Raw genomic sequence first — 19,773 nt, 5'->3', positions numbered from 1 at the left:
TGCAATCGCCTCCCCGGAAGGCCGATACCCCATGACGGACAAGCTTCGGAATATCGCCATCATCGCCCACGTGGACCACGGGAAGACCACCCTGGTGGACAAGCTGCTGCAGCAGTCGGGCACCCTGGACGCCCGTGCCCAGGTGGTGGAGCGCATGATGGATTCCAACGCCCTGGAGAAGGAACGGGGCATCACCATCCTGGCCAAGAACACGGCCCTGGACTGGAACGGATACCGCATCAACGTGGTGGACACCCCCGGCCACGCCGACTTCGGCGGCGAGGTGGAGCGGGTGCTGTCCATGGTGGATTCGGTGCTGCTGCTGGTGGACGCGGTGGACGGCCCCATGCCCCAGACCCGCTTCGTGACCGCCAAGGCCTTCGCCATGGGCTTCAAGCCCATCGTGGTGATCAACAAGATCGACCGCCCCGGGGCCCGGCCCCACTGGGTGGTGGACCAGATCTTCGATCTCTTCGACCGCCTGGGGGCCGACGAGGAGCAGCTGGACTTCCCGGTGGTGTACTGCTCCGCCCTCAAGGGCTTCGCCGGGCTGGAGCACGACGTGACCGAGGGGGACATGACGCCCCTGTTCCAGACCATCGTGGACCGGGTGCCGCCGCCGGCGGTGGATCCGCAAGGGCCCTTCCAGCTGCAGGTCTCGTCCCTGGACTACAACACCTATCAGGGGCTTCTGGGCATCGGCCGCATCACCCGGGGCAAGGTCCGGACCAATACCCCCGTCAAGGTGATGGACCGGGAGGGCAACGTGCGCAACGGCCGCATCCTGCAGATCCTGGGTTTCCGCGGCCTGGAGCGGGTGGAGGTGCCGGAGGCGGGCGCCGGCGACATCATCGCCTTCACCGGCATGGACGAGCTGTACATCTCCGACACCCTCTGCGACCCCGCCGCCGTGGAGCCCCTCAAGGCCCTGACCGTGGATGAGCCCACGGTGAACATGACCTTCCAGGTGAACACCTCGCCGTTCGCCGGCCGCGACGGCAAGTACGTCACCTCCCGCAACCTGCGCGAGCGGCTCATGGAGGAGCTCAAGCACAACGTGGCCCTGCGGGTGGAGGATACCGACGATCCGGACAAGTTCCGGGTGTCGGGCCGGGGCGAGCTGCACCTGTCCATCCTCATCGAGAACATGCGCCGCGAGGGCTACGAGCTGGGGGTGTCCCGGCCCGAGGTGATCGTGCGCGAGAAGGACGGGGTGAAGGAAGAGCCCTACGAGATGGTGACCGTGGACGTGGAGGAGCAGCACCAGGGGGCCATCATGGAGAAGCTGGGGGCCCGCCGCGGCGAGATGCTGGACATGATCCCCGACGGCAAGGGCCGGGTGCGCCTGGATTTTCGCGTGCCCTCCCGGGGGCTCATCGGCTTCCAGACGGAGTTCCTCACCGCCACCTCCGGCACGGGGATCCTGCACCATGTCTTCGACAGCTACGGGCCCTACCGCCCCGGTGCCGTGGCGCCGCGCAACAACGGCGTGCTCATCGCCAACGGGGCCGGCAAGGCCCTGGGGTTCGCCCTGTTCAACCTGCAGGACCGGGGGCGGCTGTTCATCGGCCCCGGGGAGGAGGTGTACGAGGGCATGATCATCGGCATCCACAGCCGCGACAATGACCTGGTGGTGAACCCCCTCAAGGCCAAGCAGCTCACCAACATCCGCGCCGCCGGTTCCGACGAGAACATCATCCTCACGCCCCCCATGCGGCTGTCCCTGGAGCAGGCCCTGGAGTTCATCGAGGACGATGAGCTGGTGGAGGTGACCCCGGGGGCCATCCGCCTGCGCAAGAAGCTGCTGCTGGAGCACGAGCGCAAGCGCGCGGCCCGGGCGGCGGGCTGAGCCCATAAAAAAAGACCGGCGTCAAGCTTTAAAGCCAAGTTGGCTTGAAGTGTAAAATCTCCGTCGTACACTCATCAGATAATGGCCTGCAAGCCTTTGTCGGCGATGACGTTGAGCAGCTTGAGCGCCGGGCCGGCTGGACGCGTTTCACCCTGTTCCCACTTGCGTACTGTCGAGGCGGAGGTATGCAGGTGATGGGCGAACACGGGCTGGCTGAAGTGCAGCGCCTCACGCAGACGTTTAATGTCGCCGGCACTGAACTCGCGCACTGGCGGCGGACAGATCTCGTCGAACTGACGCATGGTCACCTTGTTGATCGCGCCAGCGTCGTGCAATGCAGCCAAGTCACCACGCAAAGATTCAATGATTTTGCTCGTCACAACACACCTCCAGTAGAACACCAGTCTGCAATGCCTTCACCAACTCCTTGGCCGATAACTCTAGAAATACCTTGCCGGCATATTGCAGCGCTTTTTTCTCGTCCCGCGTGATGTTCGCCTTGTCGCTTTTCGGGAACCCATGCAGGAATACATAACGGTGGCCAACACGGGCTGATAACAAGGTACGGTAGCCACCGCTCTTACCCGCACCAGGGCGGGCGACCCGCTTCTTGTAGAGGTGGCCGCCCAAGTCGGCATCAATCAGCCCACTTTCCATTTCCAGGACCGCCTTGCACAGAGCCGCATCGGACAGTTTCTCGCCAGCTTGCCACCGCGCAAAGTCCTTTCGCTTCAAGACTTTCATATCCGTCCACCTTCAAAACTATACCCGCAACGGGCATGATTGTCTAGCCCTTGCAAGTGGCAGGTCGCCACCCGCCTCCAGAGGCCGTCCATGTCCAATAGTCGCAACAACGTTGCGACTATTGGGTCGGTAAACCCAGACGCCGGGATACTGAGCCTGTTCATACGGAAGCCCCCTTGGCGTGTGGCGTCCCTATAATCGTCTTGCGCCGGTTTGCCACCAGTTCGGCCGCCTCACGCACCGGATCATCCTCGGTGTGGATGTAGCGCATGAACATGGTCACCGTCTTATGCGCTGTCAGCACCATGCCGACCTTGACCGGGATGCCTGAGTTGGCGATATCTGTGGCCGAGCGGTGGCGGATGCCATGCGTGCCAACGTGAGGTACGCCAGCCGCTTTGAGCGTCCGGGTCCAACCGCCGTAATACTCCCCATAGGTCAGGTGGGTGAGCGGATTACGTGGCGACGGCAGCACATAACGCGCACCGGGCTGCCGAGGGGCCGAGGAAAGCAGCTGATAGGCTTCCTCGCTCATGGGCTTGGACATACCGCCGGTCTTGCTGTCGGGCCAGACCACCCGGCGGTTCTCCAGGTCAATCCACTCCCATTCGAGCAGCACGATTTCAGAGCGACGGGCTGCGAACTCGAATTGCAGGCGGATCGCCAACGGGACGACATGGGGCACCAAGCCCTCAGCCTCGATTTGATCAAGGAGCTTGAACAGTTTGGCCATTTCTTCGTCTGTGATGAGGCGAGTGGTCTTTCCCCCGGTATACAGCGGAACGTGTCGGCACGGGTTCGAGCCATCAGGTCGATAGCCCCAAATTTCAGCCAGGTTGAACATCTTACGCAGGACAGACAGGGCCTTGTTCGCCTCACCCGGCTTGTAGTCCAACTTCTTCATCATCGCCGCCACATCGGCACGTTTCACATCTTGGACCTTCATTCGTCCCAGGATCGGGATGATGTTGCGGTCCATATTGCCCTGGTAGCCTTTCTGGGTGCTGGGCTTGTTACGATGCTTGGAATAGTCCTCCATGAACTTTCCACACAGCTCCTTGACCGTCGGCGCTTTGCGCGCCTCGGCTTTGGCGGCTCCCGGATCGCCGCCCCGGCGAACCTCGGCCAGCCAACTCTGCGCCAATGAGCGGGCCTGATCGACCGTCAGTTCTCCGTACAGGCCCAGTGCCGGCTTGCGCCGCTCACCGGCATTCGTCCGGTACTGGAGCATGAAGACCTTGCGGCCGGCCGGTGTGATCTTGCACAGAAAGCCGGGAACGAGGGTGTCACGCAGCTCAATCGGCTGCGCCTGGGGTTTTGCCGCATCGATTGCGGACTTGGTGAGCTTGATCTTGGCCATTGCTGACTCCTTGGAAAGACCCGTTTCCAGGAGCCTGTTAGGAGCCAAGCGGGTGGAAGCCGGGTCAAGTTTCGGAAAGCACCGGCATATGATGAATTCGCCTAAGTTATTGATAAACCTGCTGTAGCGAGCTTAGGCGTAGTCCAGCGAAGTACGGTGCTGGAGTCATGGTGAAATAAAAAAGGCCCCGCCCCCGCGGGCGGGGGTGGGGCCGGAGGAGGGTGCTGCGCCGTACGGCCGGGGCTTATTTCGGTTCCGGCTTCAGGCCCAGGTTCTTCCAGATGGCCTGGATGGGGCCGGCCTGGTTCATGGTGTAGAAGTGCAGGCCCGGGGCGCCGGCCTCCAGCAGGCGGGCGCACAGGTCGGTGACCACCTCCTCGCCGAAGGCGCGGATGGAGGCGGTGTCCTCGCCATAGGCCTCCAGGCGCTTGCGGATCCAGCGGGGGATCTCGGCGCCGCAGGTGTCGGAGAAGCGGGCCAGCTGCTTATAGTTGGTGATGGGCATGATCCCCGGCACGATGGGGATGTCGATGTCCCGTCGCTCGCAATCGTCCACGAAGCGGAAATAGGCCTCCGGCGCATAGAAGTACTGGGTGATGGCGGAGTTGGCCCCGGCCTTCACCTTGCGCGCGAAGTTGTCCATGTCCTTGAAGGCGTCGGGGGCCTGGGGATGGATCTCCGGATAGGCGGCCACCTCCAGGCTGAAGTGATCCCCGGTTTCCTTGCGGATGAACTCCACCAGCTCGTTGGCGTAGCGGAACTCGCCGGGATCGCGCATGCCCGAGGGCAGGTCGCCGCGCAGGGCGACGATGTGGCGCAGGCCGTTGTCCTTGTACATCTGCAGGATGCCGCGCATCTGCTCCGCGGTGGAGTCGATGCAGGACAGGTGCGGTGCCGCGTCCACGCCGGAGCTCTTGTGGATCTCCAGCACGGTCTCCAGGGTGCGCGCCTGGGTGGAGCCGCCGGCACCGTAGGTGACGGAGAAGAAACGCGGATTCAATTGGGCCAGCTGGGTCCAGGCTTCACGGACCTTGCGGGCCCCTTCATCGTTCTTGGGGGGGAAGAACTCGAAGCTGAAGGTGCGCTCGAATCGCTTCTGGGATTTCATGGTTCGTTCCTCGCAGTGTTGCGGGGTGAGGCTTCATCCCGCCGGTTGCCGGGCCCGTGCGCCTTGCATCCAGAGCGGCCGGATGTTGGCCCGCTGGATGGGTGCAGCCGGTCCCGGGGATCGCCTTGTGGAGCGGATCACCGGTCGGGTGAATACGAAAAGGGAAGAAGGACAGCGTCGGGGCAGGGTACGGCATGTGCCGCGGACAATGAACGGCCCCAGCAGGATGCCGGGGCCGCCCGAGGGCACCGCCCGGGTGGGCGGCGCCCGGCTCGCGTGCCGCGCCCGGGGTGCACCAGGTGACCCCAAGCCCACGGCGCCGCGATCAGTACCGGTAGTGTTCCGGCTTGAAGGGCCCTTCGATGGGCAGGCCCAGGTACTTGGCCTGCTCTTCGGTGAGCTTGGTCAGCTTGGCGCCGATCTTGCCCAGGTGCAGCTCGGCCACCTTCTCGTCCAGGTGCTTGGGCAGGATGTACACGTCGTTGTCGTACTTCTCGCCGTACTGCCACAGCTCGATCTGGGCCAGGGTCTGGTTCGTGAAGGAGTTGGACATCACGAAGCTGGGGTGGCCCGTGCCGCAGCCCAGGTTCACCAGGCGGCCTTCGGCCAGCAGGATGATGCGGTTGCCCTTCGGGAAGATGATGTGGTCCACCTGGGGCTTGATGTTCTCCCACTCATACTTGCGCAGACCGGCGACGTCGATCTCGGAGTCGAAGTGGCCGATGTTGCAGACGATGGCCTGGTCCTTCATGCGGGACATGTGATCGGCGGTGATCACGTCCTTGTTGCCGGTGGCGGTGACGAAGATATCGGCCTTGTCGCAGGCCTCTTCCATGGTCACCACGCGGAAGCCTTCCATCGCCGCCTGCAGGGCGCAGATGGGGTCGATCTCGGTGACCCACACCTCGGCGGACAGGGCACGCAGGGACTGGGCGGCGCCCTTGCCCACGTCACCGTAGCCGCAGACCACGGCGCGCTTGCCGGCCACCATCACGTCGGTGGCGCGCTTGATGGCGTCCACGGTGGACTCGCGGCAGCCGTACAGGTTGTCGAACTTGGACTTGGTGACGGAGTCGTTGACGTTGATGGCCGGGAACGGCAGGGAGCCTTCCTTGGCCATCTGGTACAGACGGTGCACGCCGGTGGTGGTCTCCTCGGTGACGCCCTTGATGTTCTTCAGGACGTTGGAGTACCAGCCGGGCTGGGTCTTCAGGCGTTCCTTGATCTGGGCGAACAGGACGCGCTCTTCCTCGTTGGTGGGGTTTTCCACCACGGAGGGGTCCTTCTCGGCGCGGGCGCCCAGGTGGATCAGCAGGGTGGCGTCGCCGCCATCGTCCAGGATCATGTTGGGCGTGCCGCCGTCGGACCATTCAAAGATGCGGTGGCAGAACTGCCAGTACTCTTCCAGGCTTTCCCCCTTGTAGGCGAACACGGGGGTGCCGCTGGCGGCGATGGCGGCGGCGGCATGGTCCTGGGTGGAGAAGATGTTGCAGGACGCCCAGCGCACGTCGGCGCCCAGGGCCTTCAGGGTTTCGATGAGCACAGCCGTCTGGATGGTCATGTGCAGGCTGCCGGCGATGCGGGCGCCCTTCAGCGGCTGGGACTTGGCGTATTCTTCACGGGTAGCCATCAGGCCGGGCATTTCCGTCTCGGCGATGGCGATCTCTTTGCGGCCGAAGTCGGCCTGGTTGATGTCGGCGACAACGTAGTCGGGGTTGCGGGTATCTACGACTGCGTTCATGAACACACTCCTCTTACTTGGGCGAGTGCGATGCGCGGTCGGAGAGGAGAAGAAGGTAAGGAACTCGACTCGCCGACCACTTGCATCGCGGGTACAGCGAGCGCCGTTTTGGAGGTGTCTGAGCCTGGCGGATTCGAAGACCCGTTGCAGCGCTCCTCAGACAGAGCAAATTATTATAGCGCAAAGTGATGAATATTTCATGTCCGGCCCTGGGGGTTTCCCTGGGCGGGACGCAGGAGGCGGCTTTTCCCGCCGCCTCCTGGTTCACTAAAAAGGGGCGCAGGCCCTTGGGTGCCGGGTGTTCAGGCCTCCGGCTCCAGACCGGCGGGCAGGTCCCCGGATGCGGGCAGTTGGCCGACGAGATCCTGCAGGGCCTCCTGCACCACCTCCTCCACCACCGGGTGATAGAAGGGCAGGGCGAGCAGTTGCTGCGCCGTCTCCCCCCGCTGGATGGCCCAGGCCAGCAGATGCCCCAGGTGTTCGCCGCTGGCGGCGGAGAGGGCGGCGCCGCGCAGACGGCCGGTGTCGGCGTCGGCGTAGAGGCGCACCATGCTGTCCTGGGCCCCCAGGATCACGGAGCGGCCGTTGCCGCTGCCCTCGGCGGTGCCCACCACCACCCGTTCCGGGTCCAGTTCCGACAGGGGCGTGCCCACGGAGACGATGTCGGGCTGGGTGAAGGCGATGGCCAGGGGGGTGCGGCGGCGGAAGCGCTGGGATGCCCCCCGGGCGGCGTTGTAGCCCGCGATGCTGCCCTCGTCCCCCGCCTCGTGCATGAGCAGGCGCCGGCCGTTGGCGTCGCCGGCGACGAACACCGGCAGGTCGCCCACCTGCATCGTCGCCGGATCCACCGGAGGCAGGCCGTCCTCCGCCAGGGGCAGGACATGCCCCTCCGGATCCAGGGTGTCGATGTTGGAGCGCCGCCCCATGGCGGCCAGGATGCGTTCCACCTTTTCCTGGCCCTGGGCGGTCTCCATGCGCACGCCGTCCGCCTCCGGGGTGAGCCGGGCGGCCTCCTCCAGCCACATGGGCAGCTCCCCGGAGAACTGCTCCACCACCCGCTGGCCCAGTTCCGGGTCCGTCAGGCCGGCGGGCCAGCGGGCGATGTCCGAACCCACCACATGTACGCCGAGGCGGGCCAGGGCCAGTCCCATCTCCAGGCCGATGGCCCCCAGGCCCAGGACCCCCAGGGAGCGGGGCAGGGTCTCCAGCTCGAACAGCTCATCGGTGGTGATCACCCGATCCCCCAGGGCATCCAGCCACTTCGGCTTCACCGGGCGGGAGCCGTTGGCGATGATCACCGCCGCGGCGCGCACCGTACAGGGGCCCTGCGGTCCCTCCACCTCCACCACCGTGGGCTCCCGCAGCCGCGCCGGGCCCTCCAGCAGGTGTTCCCCCATGGCCTTGCGCGAGTTCTCCGCCGTGCGTCCGGCGAAGCGGTCGCGCATGGCCCGCACCTTGGCCCAGGCGGCGTCGGGGTCCACGCTCAGGTGCTCCGTGCCCCGCACCCCATGCTCCGCCATGGGTACGCGGTCGGCCCAGAGGTGGGCCGCGTGCAGGGCCACCTTGGAGGGCATGCAGCCCACCCGGGCGCAGGTGGTCCCCAGGGGGCCGGGATCGATCATGACGAAGGATTTGCTGGCGCGGCGCACCTGACGCATGGCGAAGAGGCCGGCGGTGCCGGCGCCGATGACGGCGACGTCTACTTGGATTTCACGGGTCATGGGGATGGATCCGGTTGGGTTTATTGGGATCATTCCAAAATAAGTGTTGGCTGATGGGGATGCAATGACCCCCGATGGGCGTCGACGCGCCCGGGATCAGGGTACTGTGCGCCGACCGGGGAACGCGCTACCCTTGGGATTCTTCAACGCCCGGACATTCCCGTGACTGAGAAGCGCTTGCGCGAAAAGGCCCAGGCGATCCTGCGTGATCATGCCGTGCAAGGGATTGGACCGGAGATCGAGCGGGGCGAACTGGATATCGAGGCCCTCCTGGAGGAGCTGCACGTCTACCACGCCGAACTGCTGATGCAGAACGAGTCCCTGCGCCAGGCCGAGGGAGAGGTGGAGCAGTCCCAGGTGCGCTTCGACCGTCTCTACAGCGGTCTGCCCCTGGCCGCCTTCGTGGTGGATGACCAGGATGCCGTGCGCCAGCCCAATGCCGCCGCCCGGGAGCTGCTGGCCCTGGACCACCACCTCCTGCCCCATCTCGCGGCGGAGGAATCCGATCGCGGGCCCCTGCGCGCGGCCCTGGAACGGGCGCGCACCCAGGGCCGCGGCCAGTGCCGCGGTCTGTCCCTGCGGGGTGCCGGCGGGCGGACCCTGGTGGCGGACCTGCACTTCCTGCGCCTGCCGCCCCGGGAGGACGGCCCGGGGGAGATCGTCTGCAACGTCATCGATCAGACCGAGCAGGCGCGTCATGCCCGTGCCCTGGAGGAGGCCAATCGTCGCCTTACGGAGGAGCAGGAGCGCTACCGCATCCTGGCCCTGTTCGCCCCGGACTGGGAGTACTGGATGGGGGGGGACGGGACGTTTCTCTATGTCTCCCCCGCCTGCGAGCGGGTCACCGGTTACCCCGCCGCGGATTTTCTGGAAGATCCGGGGCTGATGATCCGCATCGTCCATCCCGAGGACCGCCCGCTGTACGAGGCCCATGCCCATTCCCGGGACCGGGGCGGATGGGCCCTGCTGCGCTTTCGCATCCTCACCCGCGGCGGCGAGGTGCGGCGCATCGAACACGACTGCCGCGCGGTCCACGACGAGGAGGGCCGCTATCGCGGCCACCGCGGCACCAACCGGGACATCACCGCCCGCTGGGAGGCGGAGGATGCCATGCGCCGCAACGAGGCGGTGCTCACCCAGCTGCTGGACAACGTCCCGGACGTGGCCATCCAGGGCTTTGACCCCGACGGGACGGTGTTCTACTGGAATGCCGCCAGCGCCCGCCTCTTCGGCTATACCGCCGAGGAGGCGGTGGGTGCGAGCCTCTTGGATCTGGTGGTGCCGCCGCAGCGGCGCGACGCGTTCGCCGCCCGGCTGCGGGAGATCGCAAGGACCGGGCATCCCGAGCCCTCGGGACTGATCACCCTGCGGCACCGGGACGGTCACCCGCTGACCATCTATTTCTCCAAGACGGCGGTGCACTACCCGGGCGAGGCCCTGCGCATCTTCTGCATGAACATCGACCTCACCGAGCGCAACCGGGACCGGGAACGTCTGTGGGAGGCGGTGCGCGGGGGCAACGTGGGGCTGTTCGAGTGGCGCCCCGGCAACCGCATCTACCTCTCCCCCGAACTCAAGGCCCAGCTGGGCTATCTGGATCACGAGCTGGACAGCGAGATCGGTGTCCTGGAGTCGTTGATGCATGCGGATGACATGGAGGCGGTGCGCCGGCGTTTCGGTGCCTTCATCCGCCATCCCGTGGGCCGTTTCCGGGCGGAACTGCGCATGCGCCACAAGGAGGGCGGCTGGCGCTGGATTCTTTACCAGGCCTCGCCGGTGCACGACCCCGAGGGCCGGTTGAGCAAGATCCTGGGATCGAGTCTGGACATCACCGAACGCAAGCAGGCGGAGGAGACCAGCGAACGCCTGGCCTATGCCGTGGAGCAGAGCCCCAGCGTGGTGGTCCTCACCGACACCGACGGCGTGATCGAATACGTCAACCGCCACTTCTGCGAGATCACCGGTTTCACGAGCGAGGAGGTGATCGGTCAGCGTCCGGCCTTATTGCGTTACGGCGAGAAGAACGTGGCCAAGTACCGCGACCTGTGGCAGACCTTGGCCCGGGGCGAGACCTGGGAAGGGGAATTCAACAACCGCAAGCGCAACGGCGAACCCTACTGGGAAGAGGTACGCATCTCCCCCATCCGCAATGCCCGCGGCGAGGTGACCCACTACATCAAGCTGGCGGAGGACATCTCCGACAAGAAGGCCCTGAGCGAGCGCCTGGAATACCTGGCCTTCCACGACCCCCTCACCGGCCTGCCCAACCGCGCCCTGATGATGGACCGCATCAGCCAGGCCCTGGCCCAGGCCCGGCGGGACAGGCACCCCCTGGCGGTGGTCTTCATCGACCTGGACGACTTCAAGGTGGTCAACGATTCCCTGGGCCACAGCCAGGGGGACCGCCTCCTGGTACGCATCGGGGAGCGGCTGCGCGCCCTGCTGCGGGAGGGGGATACCCTGGCCCGCTTTGGTGGGGACGAGTTCATCCTGCTCCTGTCCCGGCTGGAGCACATCCAGGACGCCATCCGCGTGGTGGAGCAGATCCAGACCGCCCTGGCCCCGCCCGTGGACCTGGACGGCAAGGAGGTGGCCGTGAGCGTGAGCATTGGCGTGGCCTTCTATCCCAACGACAGCGACGGCCCCGAGGAACTGGTGCGCCACGCCGACGCCGCCATGTACCGGGCCAAGGCGGAGGGGCGCCGTTGCTACCACTTCTACACCCCGGAGATGGACAGTGCCCTGCGGGACCGCCTGGAACTGGATCAGTCCATGCGCCGGGCCCTGGAGCAGGGGGAGTTCTTCCTCGTCTACCAGCCCCGGGTGGACCTGGCCAGCGGCCGTACCCTGAGCCTGGAGGCCCTGGTGCGCTGGCGCCATCCCGAGCAGGGGCTCATCTCCCCCGGCCGCTTCATCCCCCTGGCGGAGGAGACCGGCTTCATCCTGTCCCTGGGGCCCGAGGTGCTGCGCCAGGCCTGCCGCCAGATCCGGCAGTGGAAGGCCTCCGGTCTGGAGGGCATCCCCGTGGCCGTGAACCTCTCCGCCCGGGAGTTCCGCCAGCCGGACATCTTCCAGCGCATCATGGAGATCCTGGAGGAAACCGGCGTCACCCCGGCGGATGTGGAGATCGAGATCACCGAGAGCGCCGCCATGGCGTGCATCGAGGACACCATCCGTATCATCACCCAGCTCAACGACCGGGGCCTGCGCATCTCCATCGATGATTTCGGAACGGCCTATTCCTCACTGAACTATCTCAAGCGCCTGCCGGTGCACGCCGTCAAGATCGATCAATCCTTCGTGGCGGATCTGCAGGAGGATCCCGCGGCCCACCCCGAGGATGCCGCCATCATCCGCGCCATCATCGGCCTGGGGGAGACCCTGGGGCTGCAGGTCATCGCCGAGGGGGTGGAGAACACGGTGCAGAGGGATTTCCTCACGGCCCATGGCTGTTATACGGGGCAAGGGTTCCTCTTCAGCCGCCCCCTGGAGGCCGGGGCCATCCTGGAATATCTCGGGGGGCGCCGCGGATCCTGAGCCGTTGCCCCTTGCGGCGACGGCCCGTGGCATCCCTGCGTTGCACGCTTGCCTTAGGTGTTGGCGATTGCGGCGGAAGGATTCAGCGGCGAGGTTTTAGGTATTTCCTTTATGGCGTTATACCCGCACGCGAGGTGAAACCCGCCGCGGTTTCTCCGCCGGGTCCCGCCGCACCCTTTTTGCGTTTTCGTATAAAAAGGGATGTGAAAATATGCGGCCGCTTATGTCATAATCGGTCTTTGGAAAACGCAGTGGGTTCCGCTCGCCTGTCCGCATGCGAACGACCCCAGGGGTGCGGGTTGTGATGCAGCAATTCCGTACCCGCGTGCGCACACGGATCCCCCGTGCCCGTGGTCAAGACCCGGTTCCCCGGGTCGTCCATCCGCAATGGGTGTCTCCCCGCTGGGGGATGTCCTAATCGTATCTTCGATCCGTCCCGGGCCTTGGGGTCCGGGTGTCGTCGTTTTTGTTATCACGGGAGTACTGAATGAACGCAATCGTCAAGAATCCGCAAGAGATGAGCGCCGAGGAGCTCTATGCCCTGGCGCGCCAGCGCGAGGAGCAGGAGGCAGCGGAGCAGGAGGAGGCGCGCCGCCAGGAGCGGGAGGCCCTCAAGCAGAAGCGCCGCGAACTGATCAAGCAACACCGCCGCGAACTGGCCCAGCTGGACCGCGAGATCCGCAAGCTGGGCGGCCGCGTCCCCCGCGCGGGGCAGGGCGGGGGCAAGCGGGAGACCGGCCCCAGCCGGATCCTGTGCGAGATCGTCGCCAACAATCCTCCGGAGATGACCACCAAGGAGATCCGCGAGCAGGCGCAGCAGGCGGGGCTGAACGTGAAGAACCTTAGCCAGACCCTGGGCTATCTCAAGCGCCAGGGCAAACTGACCTCACCGCGCCGCGGCGTGTACAGCGCCCCGTGAGCCCGTACCGCGTTCCGCCGCACCCGTCGGGGTGGGCTTGACTTTGGGTGCAGCATTCGGTCCGCAGATCGGCTAGAATGCGCGCCCACGAATGCGACCCCCCGTCCAACCGCGATATCCGCGATCGAGCAGGAGTGATATGTGAACCAAGCAGAAGCAGAAATACAGTTGAAGGTCTGGAAGGAGCTTGCCGTCAGCAAGCAGATGTTGATGAAGGGGGCGACGGATGCCCTGGGGCTGGACCCCGACTGCAGTGCCGACGAACTCAAGGCCGCCATGGATGCCGCCATCCAGAAGGGCCAGGAGGCGGACCGCAAGATCAAGCAGGCACAGGACGAGGCCCGCGCCGCCATCGAGGAGATGGAAAAGAAGGTGAAGGCCAGCGAGAAGGCCCAGAAGGCCGCCGAGGCCGCCAAGGAGGAGGCCCTGGCCAGGCTGGAGAGCGGCGAACAGGACATGGCCGCGGAGCGCGTCGCCCACACCAAGGAGATGAAGTCCATCAAGGCCGCCCTGGCGGAGAAGGAAAAGGCCCTCAAGGCCATCAACAAGGCCCTGGCGGACACCCCGGAGAACGTGGTCAAGAAGCTCCGGCAGCTGAAAAAGCAGAAGAGCGACGAGGCCGAGGCCCGCAAGCAGGTGGAGGCCCAGCTCGGCACCCTGCGCAAGGAGAAGCGGGAGGTGGACGAGAAGCTGGCCGCGCTGGAACCGCTGCGGGAGCAGGGGGCCGACCTGGCGGCGCAGTACCGTGAACTGCGGCGGACGGCCGAAAGCCTCCATGCCCGTCTGCAGGAGGGTGGTGCCGAGGTGGAGGCGTTGCCCGAGGCTCCCGAAGAGAAGGTCCTGGAGGCCCTGGAAGGGATGGCCGAAACCGACAAGGTCTGATCTGATCCCCCGCACGCAGACCCGGTCCTGATCGCCGGTCTTTCGGTGGATGCCCCCGTGCGCCGGCGGGGCATCCCCGGTGGCTGGCCGTCCCGCGCCTCAGAGCCGGCGCTGCAGGATGTAGTCGTCCATGACGAAGCCGCCGCCGATGTCGTCGCAGCGGGTCTCCCGGAGGCTGAAGCCGCAGCGTTGGTAGGCGCGGATGGCGCGGGTGTTCTCCCGGTTCACCCGCAGCAGCATGAGGCGATGGCCCGCCGCGGCCGCATCCGCGCAGGCCCGCTCGATCAGGGCCCGGCCCGCGCCCCGGCCCTGGTGTTCCGCGAGCACGTAGAGTTTGTGCAGCCAGGCCTGCCCGTGGCCGCAGGCATCGGGTCCGCAGGCGGCGAACCCGGCGGGTCGTTCCCCGTGCAGCAGACGGTAATAGGTCACACCCTGGGCCAGGTCCCGGGCCAGGGTCGGCTCCGAGTACATGCGCGCCAGCATGTACTCGATCTGCTCCCGGGAGATGATCCCGGGATAGCACTGATGCCAGATGCGCCGGGCCAGATAGGCGATCTCGGACAGGTGGTCCTGGGTGGCGATATGGATCTCGAAGGGGGTGCGGGTCATGGCGCGCCTCCGGGGGTCTGCACTGGACTGCGGGTCCGGGGGGGGATTCACGGGTCCAGGCGGCGGCTGAGCACTCGTTCGAGCCAGGCATCCAGTTCCGGCGGCGGTTGCGGCCGGTCCGGGTGCGTGCGCCCCAGGCGCAGCAGCGGCACCTGCAGCCGGGCCTGCAGGTCCGCGGCGTTGTCCATGCCCTCCGGACCGGGCTGCCCCGGATCGTTGAGCACCACCCCCGCCAGCGTGAGGCCTCGCCGCAGGGCGGCCTCGGCGGTGAGCAGGATGTGGTTGAGCACCCCCAGCCGGTCCGGGGCCACCAGGATGAGGGGGAATCCCAGGGCCACGGCCAGATCGGCGTTCAGGGCCCCCTCGGCCAGGGGGGAGTAGAAGCCGCCGGCCCCCTCCACCAGCACCAGGTCATCGGGCGTTCCCGGGCGGCAGGCGGCGGCCAGGGCGCCCAGGTGCAGGGGGGTGCCGGCGAGGCGGGCGGCCCGGTCCGGGGCCAGGGCATGGGGGAAGCGCCAGGGGGTCACCCGGTCCAGTGCGTCGCGCCCGGCGGCGTGCAGCAGGTGGGCGCCGTCCTCGGGCCAGAGGATGCCGCCGCGCCGTTCACAGCCGGATTCCACCGGCTTGCGCGGCAGCACGGAGCACCCCCGTGCCCGCAGGCCATGGATCAGGACACAGCCGGCCACCGTCTTGCCCACGCCGGTGTCGGTGCCGGTGATGAACAGACCGGGGATCGTCATGGCCGTCTCCTGCCGTCAGTCCGTCTCCAGGGATTCCCCCGTGAGCCGCTCCAGGGCCTCCAGGTAGCGGGCGCGCACCTGGGCCACCACCTCCTCCGGCAGGGCCGGGCCGGGATCGTTCTTGTCCCAGTCCAGGGTCTCCAGGTAGTCCCGCAGGTACTGCTTGTCGAAGGAGGCGGGGCTCTGCCCGGGGGCGTAGCGGTCGGCGGGCCAGAAGCGGGAGGAGTCGGGGGTGAGGACCTCGTCGATCAGGTGCAGCATGCCGGTCTCGTCCACGCCGAACTCGAACTTGGTATCGGCGATGAGGATGCCCCGTTCCCGGGCGTAGTCCGCGGCCTCGGCGTAGAGGCGCAGGGCGATGTCCCGCACCTGGGCGGCGACCCGTGGCCCCAGTTCCCGTTCCGTGTGGGCGTAGTCCACGTTTTCATCATGGCCCCCCACCTCCGCCTTGGTGGAGGGGGTGTAGATGGGCTCCGGCAGGCGCTCGGCCAGGCGCAGCCCCGAAGGCAGGGGGATGCCGCACACCCGCCCCTCGGCCTGGTAGCTCTTCCAGCCCGAACCGATGAGATAGCCGCGCACCACCGCCTCCACGGGCAGGGCCCGGAGGCGCTTGACCACCATGCTGCGCCCCTCCAGCGGTGCCCGTTCCTCCGGGTCGGGGACGGCCTGTTCCAGGGTCATGTCCGAGAGCTGGTTGGGGACCACGTGGGCCAGGCGCTGGAACCAGAATTGCGAGATCCGCGTCAGCACCCGTCCCTTGTCCGGGATGGGGGTGGGCAGGATCACGTCAAAGGCGGAAAGGCGGTCGGTGGTGACGATGAGCATATGGCGCTCATCCACGGCATAGATGTCCCGTACCTTGCCCTTGTGGATCAGGGGCAGACTCTTGAGGTGGCTTTCGTGGAGGACAGACATGGCGCGACGATCCGGATTCTGGGTGTACGGCGCCAGAGTGTACGGTCTGGCGGGGCGTGATGCACGTCCGTGCCCGCGGACGTGTACCCCCCGCCGGTTATCTAGTATCTTCTGCCCTTTCAACCGATCCTGAAGCGTTTCCCAGGCCGATGCAGAACCAGACCCCCCTCGTGGGCGTGGTGATGGGCAGCCAGAGCGACTGGCCCGTCATGGAGCACGCCGCCCAGCAACTGGACGCCTTCGGGGTGCCCTACGAGGCCCGCGTGGTCTCCGCCCATCGCACCCCCGATCTGCTCTTCGAATACGCCGAACAGGCCCGGCAGCGGGGCCTGCGCTGCATCATCGCCGGAGCCGGCGGGGCGGCGCACCTGCCGGGCATGCTGGCGGCCAAGACGACGCTGCCCGTGCTGGGGGTGCCGGTGCCCTCGCGTCACCTGCAGGGGCGGGACTCGCTGCTGTCCATCGTGCAGATGCCCAAGGGGGTGCCCGTGGCCACCTTCGCCATCGGCGAGGCCGGGGCCGCCAACGCCGGGCTCTTCGCCGTGGCTCTGCTGGCCCACGACCACCCCGGCCTGGCCGGGGATCTCGAGACCTTCCGCCGGCAGCAGCGGGAGGCGGTGCTGGCCCAGACCCTGCCGCCGGCATCATGATCCTGCCCGGGCACACCCTGGGCATGCTGGGGGGCGGCCAGCTGGGGCGCATGTTCACCGTGGCCGCCCGCACCCTGGGCTATCACGTGGTGGTGCTGGACCCGGATTCCGGCAGCCCGGCCGGGCGCATGGCGGATGATCACCTGCACGCCGCCTACGGCGATGCCTGGGCCCTGGACGAGATGATCGCCCGCTGCGACGCCGTCAGCACCGAGTTCGAGAACATCCCCGCCGATACCCTGCGCGCCCTGGCGCGGCACCTGCCGGTGCGTCCCGGGGCCGCGGCCCTGGAGCAGGCCCAGAACCGCATCCGGGAAAAGGGCATGATCCGCCGCGCGGGCCTGGAGACGGCCCCCTTCCAGGTGGTGGAGCGCCCGGAGCAGGCGCACACGGCCTTTGCCGCCGTGGGGGCGCCGGCCATCCTCAAGCGCGCCGCCATGGGCTACGACGGCAAGGGCCAGGTGCCGGTGGATTCCCCTCAGGCCTGCGCCGAGGCCTTCGAGGCCCTGGGGCGCGTGCCCTGCGTGCTGGAGCGCCGTGTGGACCTGGAGCGGGAGATCTCCGTGGTCCTGGCCCGGGGCAGCGATGGCCGCTGCCTGTGCTATCCCGTGGCGGAGAACATCCACCGCGGCGGTATCCTGCACATGAGCATCGTCCCCGCCCGGGTGCCGCAGGCCACCGCCCAGGCCGCCTGCGAGGCGGCCACGACCCTGGCCGGGGCCCTGGACTACTGCGGCGTGATGGCGGTGGAGTTCTTTATCACCGCCTCGGGGGCGCTGCTGGTGAACGAGATGGCCCCCCGGCCCCACAACAGCGGCCATTACACCCTGGATGCCTGTGTCACCTCCCAGTTCGAGCAGCAGGTGCGCGCCCTCTGCGGCCTGCCCTTTGGCGACGTGCGCCTGCTCACCCCCGTGGTCATGGTGAACCTGCTGGGGGACCTCTGGGCGCACGGCGATCCGGACTGGGGCCGGCTGTTGTCCCATCCCGCCGCCAAGCTGCACCTCTACGGCAAGGAGCAGGCCCGCCCCGGCCGCAAGATGGGGCATTTCTGCGTGCTCGATCCGGACCTGGCCGCCGCCGTGGAGGCGGCGGAGGAGCTGTTCAACCGCCTGGCGGCCTGAGCCGTCCCGGCATCCCGCCCACTTCGAGGAGTTCACCGGCATGTGCGGAATCATCGGTGCCATCGCCCGGCGCGACGTCCAGCCCATCCTCCTGGAGGGCCTGCGCCGCCTGGAATACCGCGGTTACGACTCCGCGGGGCTGGTGGTGCTGGATCCCGGCGGCGCGCTGCGGCGGGAGCGGGCCGTGGGCAAGGTGGAGGCCCTGGCCCGGCGGCTGGCGGAGCGGCCCCTGGCCGGGCAGCTGGGGCTGGCCCATACCCGCTGGGCCACCCACGGCGGTCCCACGGAGGCCAATGCCCACCCCCACCTGAGCGGCGATGACATCGCCGTGGTGCACAACGGCATCATCGAGAACCACCAGGCCCTGCGCACCGAGCTGGAGGCCCGGGGCTACACCTTCACCTCCGACACCGACACCGAGGTGATCGCCCACCTGATCATGGACACCTGCCGCCAGGGCCTCGACCTGCCCGAGGCGGTGCGCCGGGTGGGGCATCGTCTGCAGGGCGCCTATGCCCTGGGGGTCGTGCGCCGGGACGACCCGGACCGGCTCGTCGCCGTGCGCCAGGGGAGCCCGCTTATCATCGGTCTGGGCATCGGCGAGCACTTCATCGCCTCGGATATCCAGGCCATGCTGCCGGTGACCCAGCGCTTCATCCACCTGGAGAACGGCGACATCGCCGAACTGACCCGGGATGAGGTGCGCATCCTCGACGCCGATGGCCATGCGGTGACCCGGCCGGTGAGCGAGAGCGCCCTCACCGCCGCCGCCGCCGACCGGGGCCGTTTCCGCCACTTCATGCTCAAGGAGATCCATGAGCAGCCCCGGGCGGTGGCCGAGACCCTGGAGGGGCGGCTGACGGAGGACGGCGTGCCGGAGGGGCTCCTGGGCCCCGGGAGCGAGGATCTGCTGGCGCGGGTGCGCTCGGTGCAGATCCTGGCCTGCGGCACCAGTTACCACGCCGGGCTCGTGGCCCGGTACTGGATCGAGGGGCTGCTGGGGCTGCCCTGCCGCGTGGAGGTGGCCAGCGAGTTCCGTTACCGGCGTCACGCCGTACTCCCCGACTGCCTGCTGGTGACCATCTCCCAGTCCGGCGAGACCGCCGATTCCCTGGCGGCCCTGCGCCAGGCGGGGGAGGACGACTACCTGGCCTCCCTGGCGGTGTGCAACGTGCCCGAGAGCTCCCTGGTGCGGGAGTCGGACCTGGTGCTCATGACCCATGCCGGCCCCGAGATCGGGGTGGCCTCCACCAAGGCCTTCACCACGCAGCTGGTGGCCCTGTTCCTGCTCACCCTGGCCCTGGGGCGCCACCACGGCCTGGACGCGGACCGGCGGCGGACCTTCGCGCAGCATCTGCGGGCCCTGCCCGCCGCCCTGGAGAAGGTGCTGGCCCTGGACGCCCCGGTGGAGCGGCTGGCCATGACCCTGGTGGACAAGCAGCACGCCCTGTTCCTGGGCCGGGGGGCCCACTATCCCATCGCCCTGGAGGGGGCCCTCAAGCTCAAGGAGATCTCCTACATCCATGCCGAGGCCTACCCCGCCGGGGAGCTCAAGCACGGCCCCCTGGCCCTGGTGGATGCGGATATGCCGGTGGTGGTGGTGGCCCCCAACAACCCCCTGCTGGAGAAGCTCAAGTCCAACCTGGAGGAGGTGCGGGCCCGGGGCGGGCATCTGATGGTGTTCGCCGATGATGTCACCGCCCTGGGGGGCGACGGCGGCATCCAGTGCCTGGCCGTGCCCCCGGCGGACGACTGGCTCTCCCCCATCGTCCACACCGTGCCCCTGCAGCTGCTGGCCTACCACACCGCCGTGCTCAAGGGCACGGACGTGGATCAGCCCCGCAACCTGGCCAAGTCGGTGACGGTGGAATAGC

16 protein-coding genes and 1 riboswitch are annotated in these 19,773 nt (G+C 67.5%); of the genes, 7 read left to right on the top strand and 9 right to left on the bottom strand.

Annotation, left to right across the window (positions count from 1 at the left end):
* Positions 1-31 precede the first annotated feature (31 nt).
* Positions 32-1,849 (top strand): translational GTPase TypA, encoded by a 1,818-nt coding sequence (gene typA, locus BM214_RS11265; protein WP_090487216.1) that lies wholly within the window; start codon positions 32-34, stop codon positions 1,847-1,849.
* A 74-nt stretch (positions 1,850-1,923) separates the two neighbouring features.
* Here the strand turns inward: typA and BM214_RS11260 are convergent, their stop codons facing one another.
* The 6 genes from BM214_RS11260 to BM214_RS11235 all read right to left on the bottom strand — a co-directional run bounded on the left by BM214_RS11260 (position 1,924) and on the right by BM214_RS11235 (position 8,523).
* Positions 1,924-2,229: a helix-turn-helix domain-containing protein gene (locus BM214_RS11260; RefSeq protein ID WP_090487213.1), complete on the bottom strand. Its 306-nt coding sequence runs from the start codon at positions 2,227-2,229 to the stop codon at positions 1,924-1,926.
* Positions 2,210-2,593 (bottom strand): type II toxin-antitoxin system RelE/ParE family toxin, encoded by a 384-nt coding sequence (locus BM214_RS11255; protein WP_090487210.1) that lies wholly within the window; start codon positions 2,591-2,593, stop codon positions 2,210-2,212. The genes BM214_RS11260 and BM214_RS11255 overlap by 20 nt, the downstream gene beginning before the upstream one ends.
* Positions 2,594-2,753: 160 nt before the next feature.
* Entirely contained in the window at positions 2,754-3,953 is a 1,200-nt protein-coding gene (locus BM214_RS11250; RefSeq protein WP_090487207.1) for a tyrosine-type recombinase/integrase, read from the bottom strand.
* Positions 3,954-4,197: 244 nt separating this feature from the next.
* The gene (gene metF, locus BM214_RS11245; RefSeq protein ID WP_090487204.1) at positions 4,198-5,061 is read right to left on the bottom strand and encodes a methylenetetrahydrofolate reductase [NAD(P)H]; all 864 of its coding nucleotides are present in this window, start codon (positions 5,059-5,061) and stop codon (positions 4,198-4,200) included.
* Between the two features lie 325 nt (positions 5,062-5,386).
* Entirely contained in the window at positions 5,387-6,802 is a 1,416-nt protein-coding gene (gene ahcY / locus BM214_RS11240; RefSeq protein WP_090487201.1) for an adenosylhomocysteinase, read from the bottom strand.
* Positions 6,803-6,893: 91 nt separating this feature from the next.
* A riboswitch (S-adenosyl-L-homocysteine riboswitch) is annotated at positions 6,894-6,966 on the bottom strand.
* 138 nt (positions 6,967-7,104) lie between these two features.
* A complete protein-coding gene (locus BM214_RS11235) occupies positions 7,105-8,523 on the bottom strand; it encodes a dihydrolipoyl dehydrogenase (protein WP_090487198.1) in 1,419 nt (472 codons plus the stop codon).
* A 162-nt stretch (positions 8,524-8,685) separates the two neighbouring features.
* Here BM214_RS11235 and BM214_RS11230 point away from each other — a divergent pair, with 162 nt between their 5' ends.
* From BM214_RS11230 to BM214_RS11220, 3 genes are all read left to right on the top strand, one after another.
* A complete protein-coding gene (locus BM214_RS11230) occupies positions 8,686-12,060 on the top strand; it encodes a bifunctional diguanylate cyclase/phosphodiesterase (RefSeq protein WP_143096391.1) in 3,375 nt (1,124 codons plus the stop codon).
* Positions 12,061-12,547: 487 nt separating this feature from the next.
* Entirely contained in the window at positions 12,548-12,979 is a 432-nt protein-coding gene (locus BM214_RS11225) for a hypothetical protein (RefSeq protein WP_090487191.1), read from the top strand.
* A gap of 141 nt (positions 12,980-13,120) precedes the next feature.
* A complete protein-coding gene (locus BM214_RS11220) occupies positions 13,121-13,861 on the top strand; it encodes a coiled-coil domain-containing protein (protein ID WP_143096390.1) in 741 nt (246 codons plus the stop codon).
* A gap of 99 nt (positions 13,862-13,960) precedes the next feature.
* Here the strand turns inward: BM214_RS11220 and BM214_RS11215 are convergent, their stop codons facing one another.
* The 3 genes from BM214_RS11215 to BM214_RS11205 are packed head-to-tail and all read right to left on the bottom strand — an operon-like array spanning position 13,961 to position 16,125.
* Complete coding sequence (locus BM214_RS11215; RefSeq protein WP_090487184.1) at positions 13,961-14,470, bottom strand: GNAT family N-acetyltransferase; 510 nt, start codon at positions 14,468-14,470, stop codon at positions 13,961-13,963.
* 47 nt (positions 14,471-14,517) lie between these two features.
* The gene (gene bioD, locus BM214_RS11210; RefSeq protein ID WP_090487181.1) at positions 14,518-15,210 is read right to left on the bottom strand and encodes a dethiobiotin synthase; all 693 of its coding nucleotides are present in this window, start codon (positions 15,208-15,210) and stop codon (positions 14,518-14,520) included.
* A 15-nt stretch (positions 15,211-15,225) separates the two neighbouring features.
* Positions 15,226-16,125, bottom strand: coding sequence for a phosphoribosylaminoimidazolesuccinocarboxamide synthase (locus tag BM214_RS11205; RefSeq protein ID WP_090487178.1), 900 nt, complete (start codon positions 16,123-16,125; stop codon positions 15,226-15,228).
* Positions 16,126-16,274: 149 nt separating this feature from the next.
* Between BM214_RS11205 and purE the strand changes: the two genes are divergently transcribed.
* Genes purE through glmS form a run of 3 tightly spaced genes read left to right on the top strand, consistent with a single transcriptional unit; the run spans position 16,275 to position 19,772 of the window.
* Entirely contained in the window at positions 16,275-16,775 is a 501-nt protein-coding gene (purE, locus tag BM214_RS11200; RefSeq protein ID WP_090487174.1) for a 5-(carboxyamino)imidazole ribonucleotide mutase, read from the top strand.
* Positions 16,772-17,899, top strand: coding sequence for a 5-(carboxyamino)imidazole ribonucleotide synthase (locus BM214_RS11195; RefSeq protein WP_090487171.1), 1,128 nt, complete (start codon positions 16,772-16,774; stop codon positions 17,897-17,899). The genes purE and BM214_RS11195 overlap by 4 nt, the downstream gene beginning before the upstream one ends.
* A 40-nt stretch (positions 17,900-17,939) precedes the next feature.
* On the top strand, positions 17,940-19,772 hold the full coding sequence (gene glmS, locus BM214_RS11190; RefSeq protein ID WP_090487167.1) for a glutamine--fructose-6-phosphate transaminase (isomerizing): 1,833 nt from the start codon (positions 17,940-17,942) through the stop codon (positions 19,770-19,772).
* Position 19,773: the final 1 nt, after the last annotated feature.

Source organism: Ectothiorhodospira mobilis (assembly GCF_900114895.1).
In the GTDB taxonomy this organism is placed as follows: Bacteria; Pseudomonadota; Gammaproteobacteria; order Ectothiorhodospirales; family Ectothiorhodospiraceae; genus Ectothiorhodospira; species Ectothiorhodospira mobilis_A.
The sequence above is the reverse complement of the archived record's forward strand: the minus strand, read 5'-3'. Positions and strand labels throughout refer to the sequence as shown.

Bases quoted from the DNA above. Each gene is read 5' to 3' on its own strand.
- typA (WP_090487216.1), top strand. From the start codon at position 32: ATGACGGACAAGCTTCGGAATATCGCCATCATCGCCCACGTGGACCAC.
- BM214_RS11255 (WP_090487210.1), bottom strand. From the start codon at position 2,593: ATGAAAGTCTTGAAGCGAAAGGACTTTGCGCGGTGGCAAGCTGGCGAG.
- BM214_RS11250 (WP_090487207.1), bottom strand. From the start codon at position 3,953: ATGGCCAAGATCAAGCTCACCAAGTCCGCAATCGATGCGGCAAAACCC.
- metF (WP_090487204.1), bottom strand. From the start codon at position 5,061: ATGAAATCCCAGAAGCGATTCGAGCGCACCTTCAGCTTCGAGTTCTTC.
- ahcY (WP_090487201.1), bottom strand. From the start codon at position 6,802: ATGAACGCAGTCGTAGATACCCGCAACCCCGACTACGTTGTCGCCGAC.
- BM214_RS11235 (WP_090487198.1), bottom strand. From the start codon at position 8,523: ATGACCCGTGAAATCCAAGTAGACGTCGCCGTCATCGGCGCCGGCACC.
- BM214_RS11225 (WP_090487191.1), top strand. From the start codon at position 12,548: ATGAACGCAATCGTCAAGAATCCGCAAGAGATGAGCGCCGAGGAGCTC.
- BM214_RS11215 (WP_090487184.1), bottom strand. From the start codon at position 14,470: ATGACCCGCACCCCCTTCGAGATCCATATCGCCACCCAGGACCACCTG.
- bioD (WP_090487181.1), bottom strand. From the start codon at position 15,210: ATGACGATCCCCGGTCTGTTCATCACCGGCACCGACACCGGCGTGGGC.
- BM214_RS11205 (WP_090487178.1), bottom strand. From the start codon at position 16,125: ATGTCTGTCCTCCACGAAAGCCACCTCAAGAGTCTGCCCCTGATCCAC.
- purE (WP_090487174.1), top strand. From the start codon at position 16,275: ATGCAGAACCAGACCCCCCTCGTGGGCGTGGTGATGGGCAGCCAGAGC.
- BM214_RS11195 (WP_090487171.1), top strand. From the start codon at position 16,772: ATGATCCTGCCCGGGCACACCCTGGGCATGCTGGGGGGCGGCCAGCTG.
- glmS (WP_090487167.1), top strand. From the start codon at position 17,940: ATGTGCGGAATCATCGGTGCCATCGCCCGGCGCGACGTCCAGCCCATC.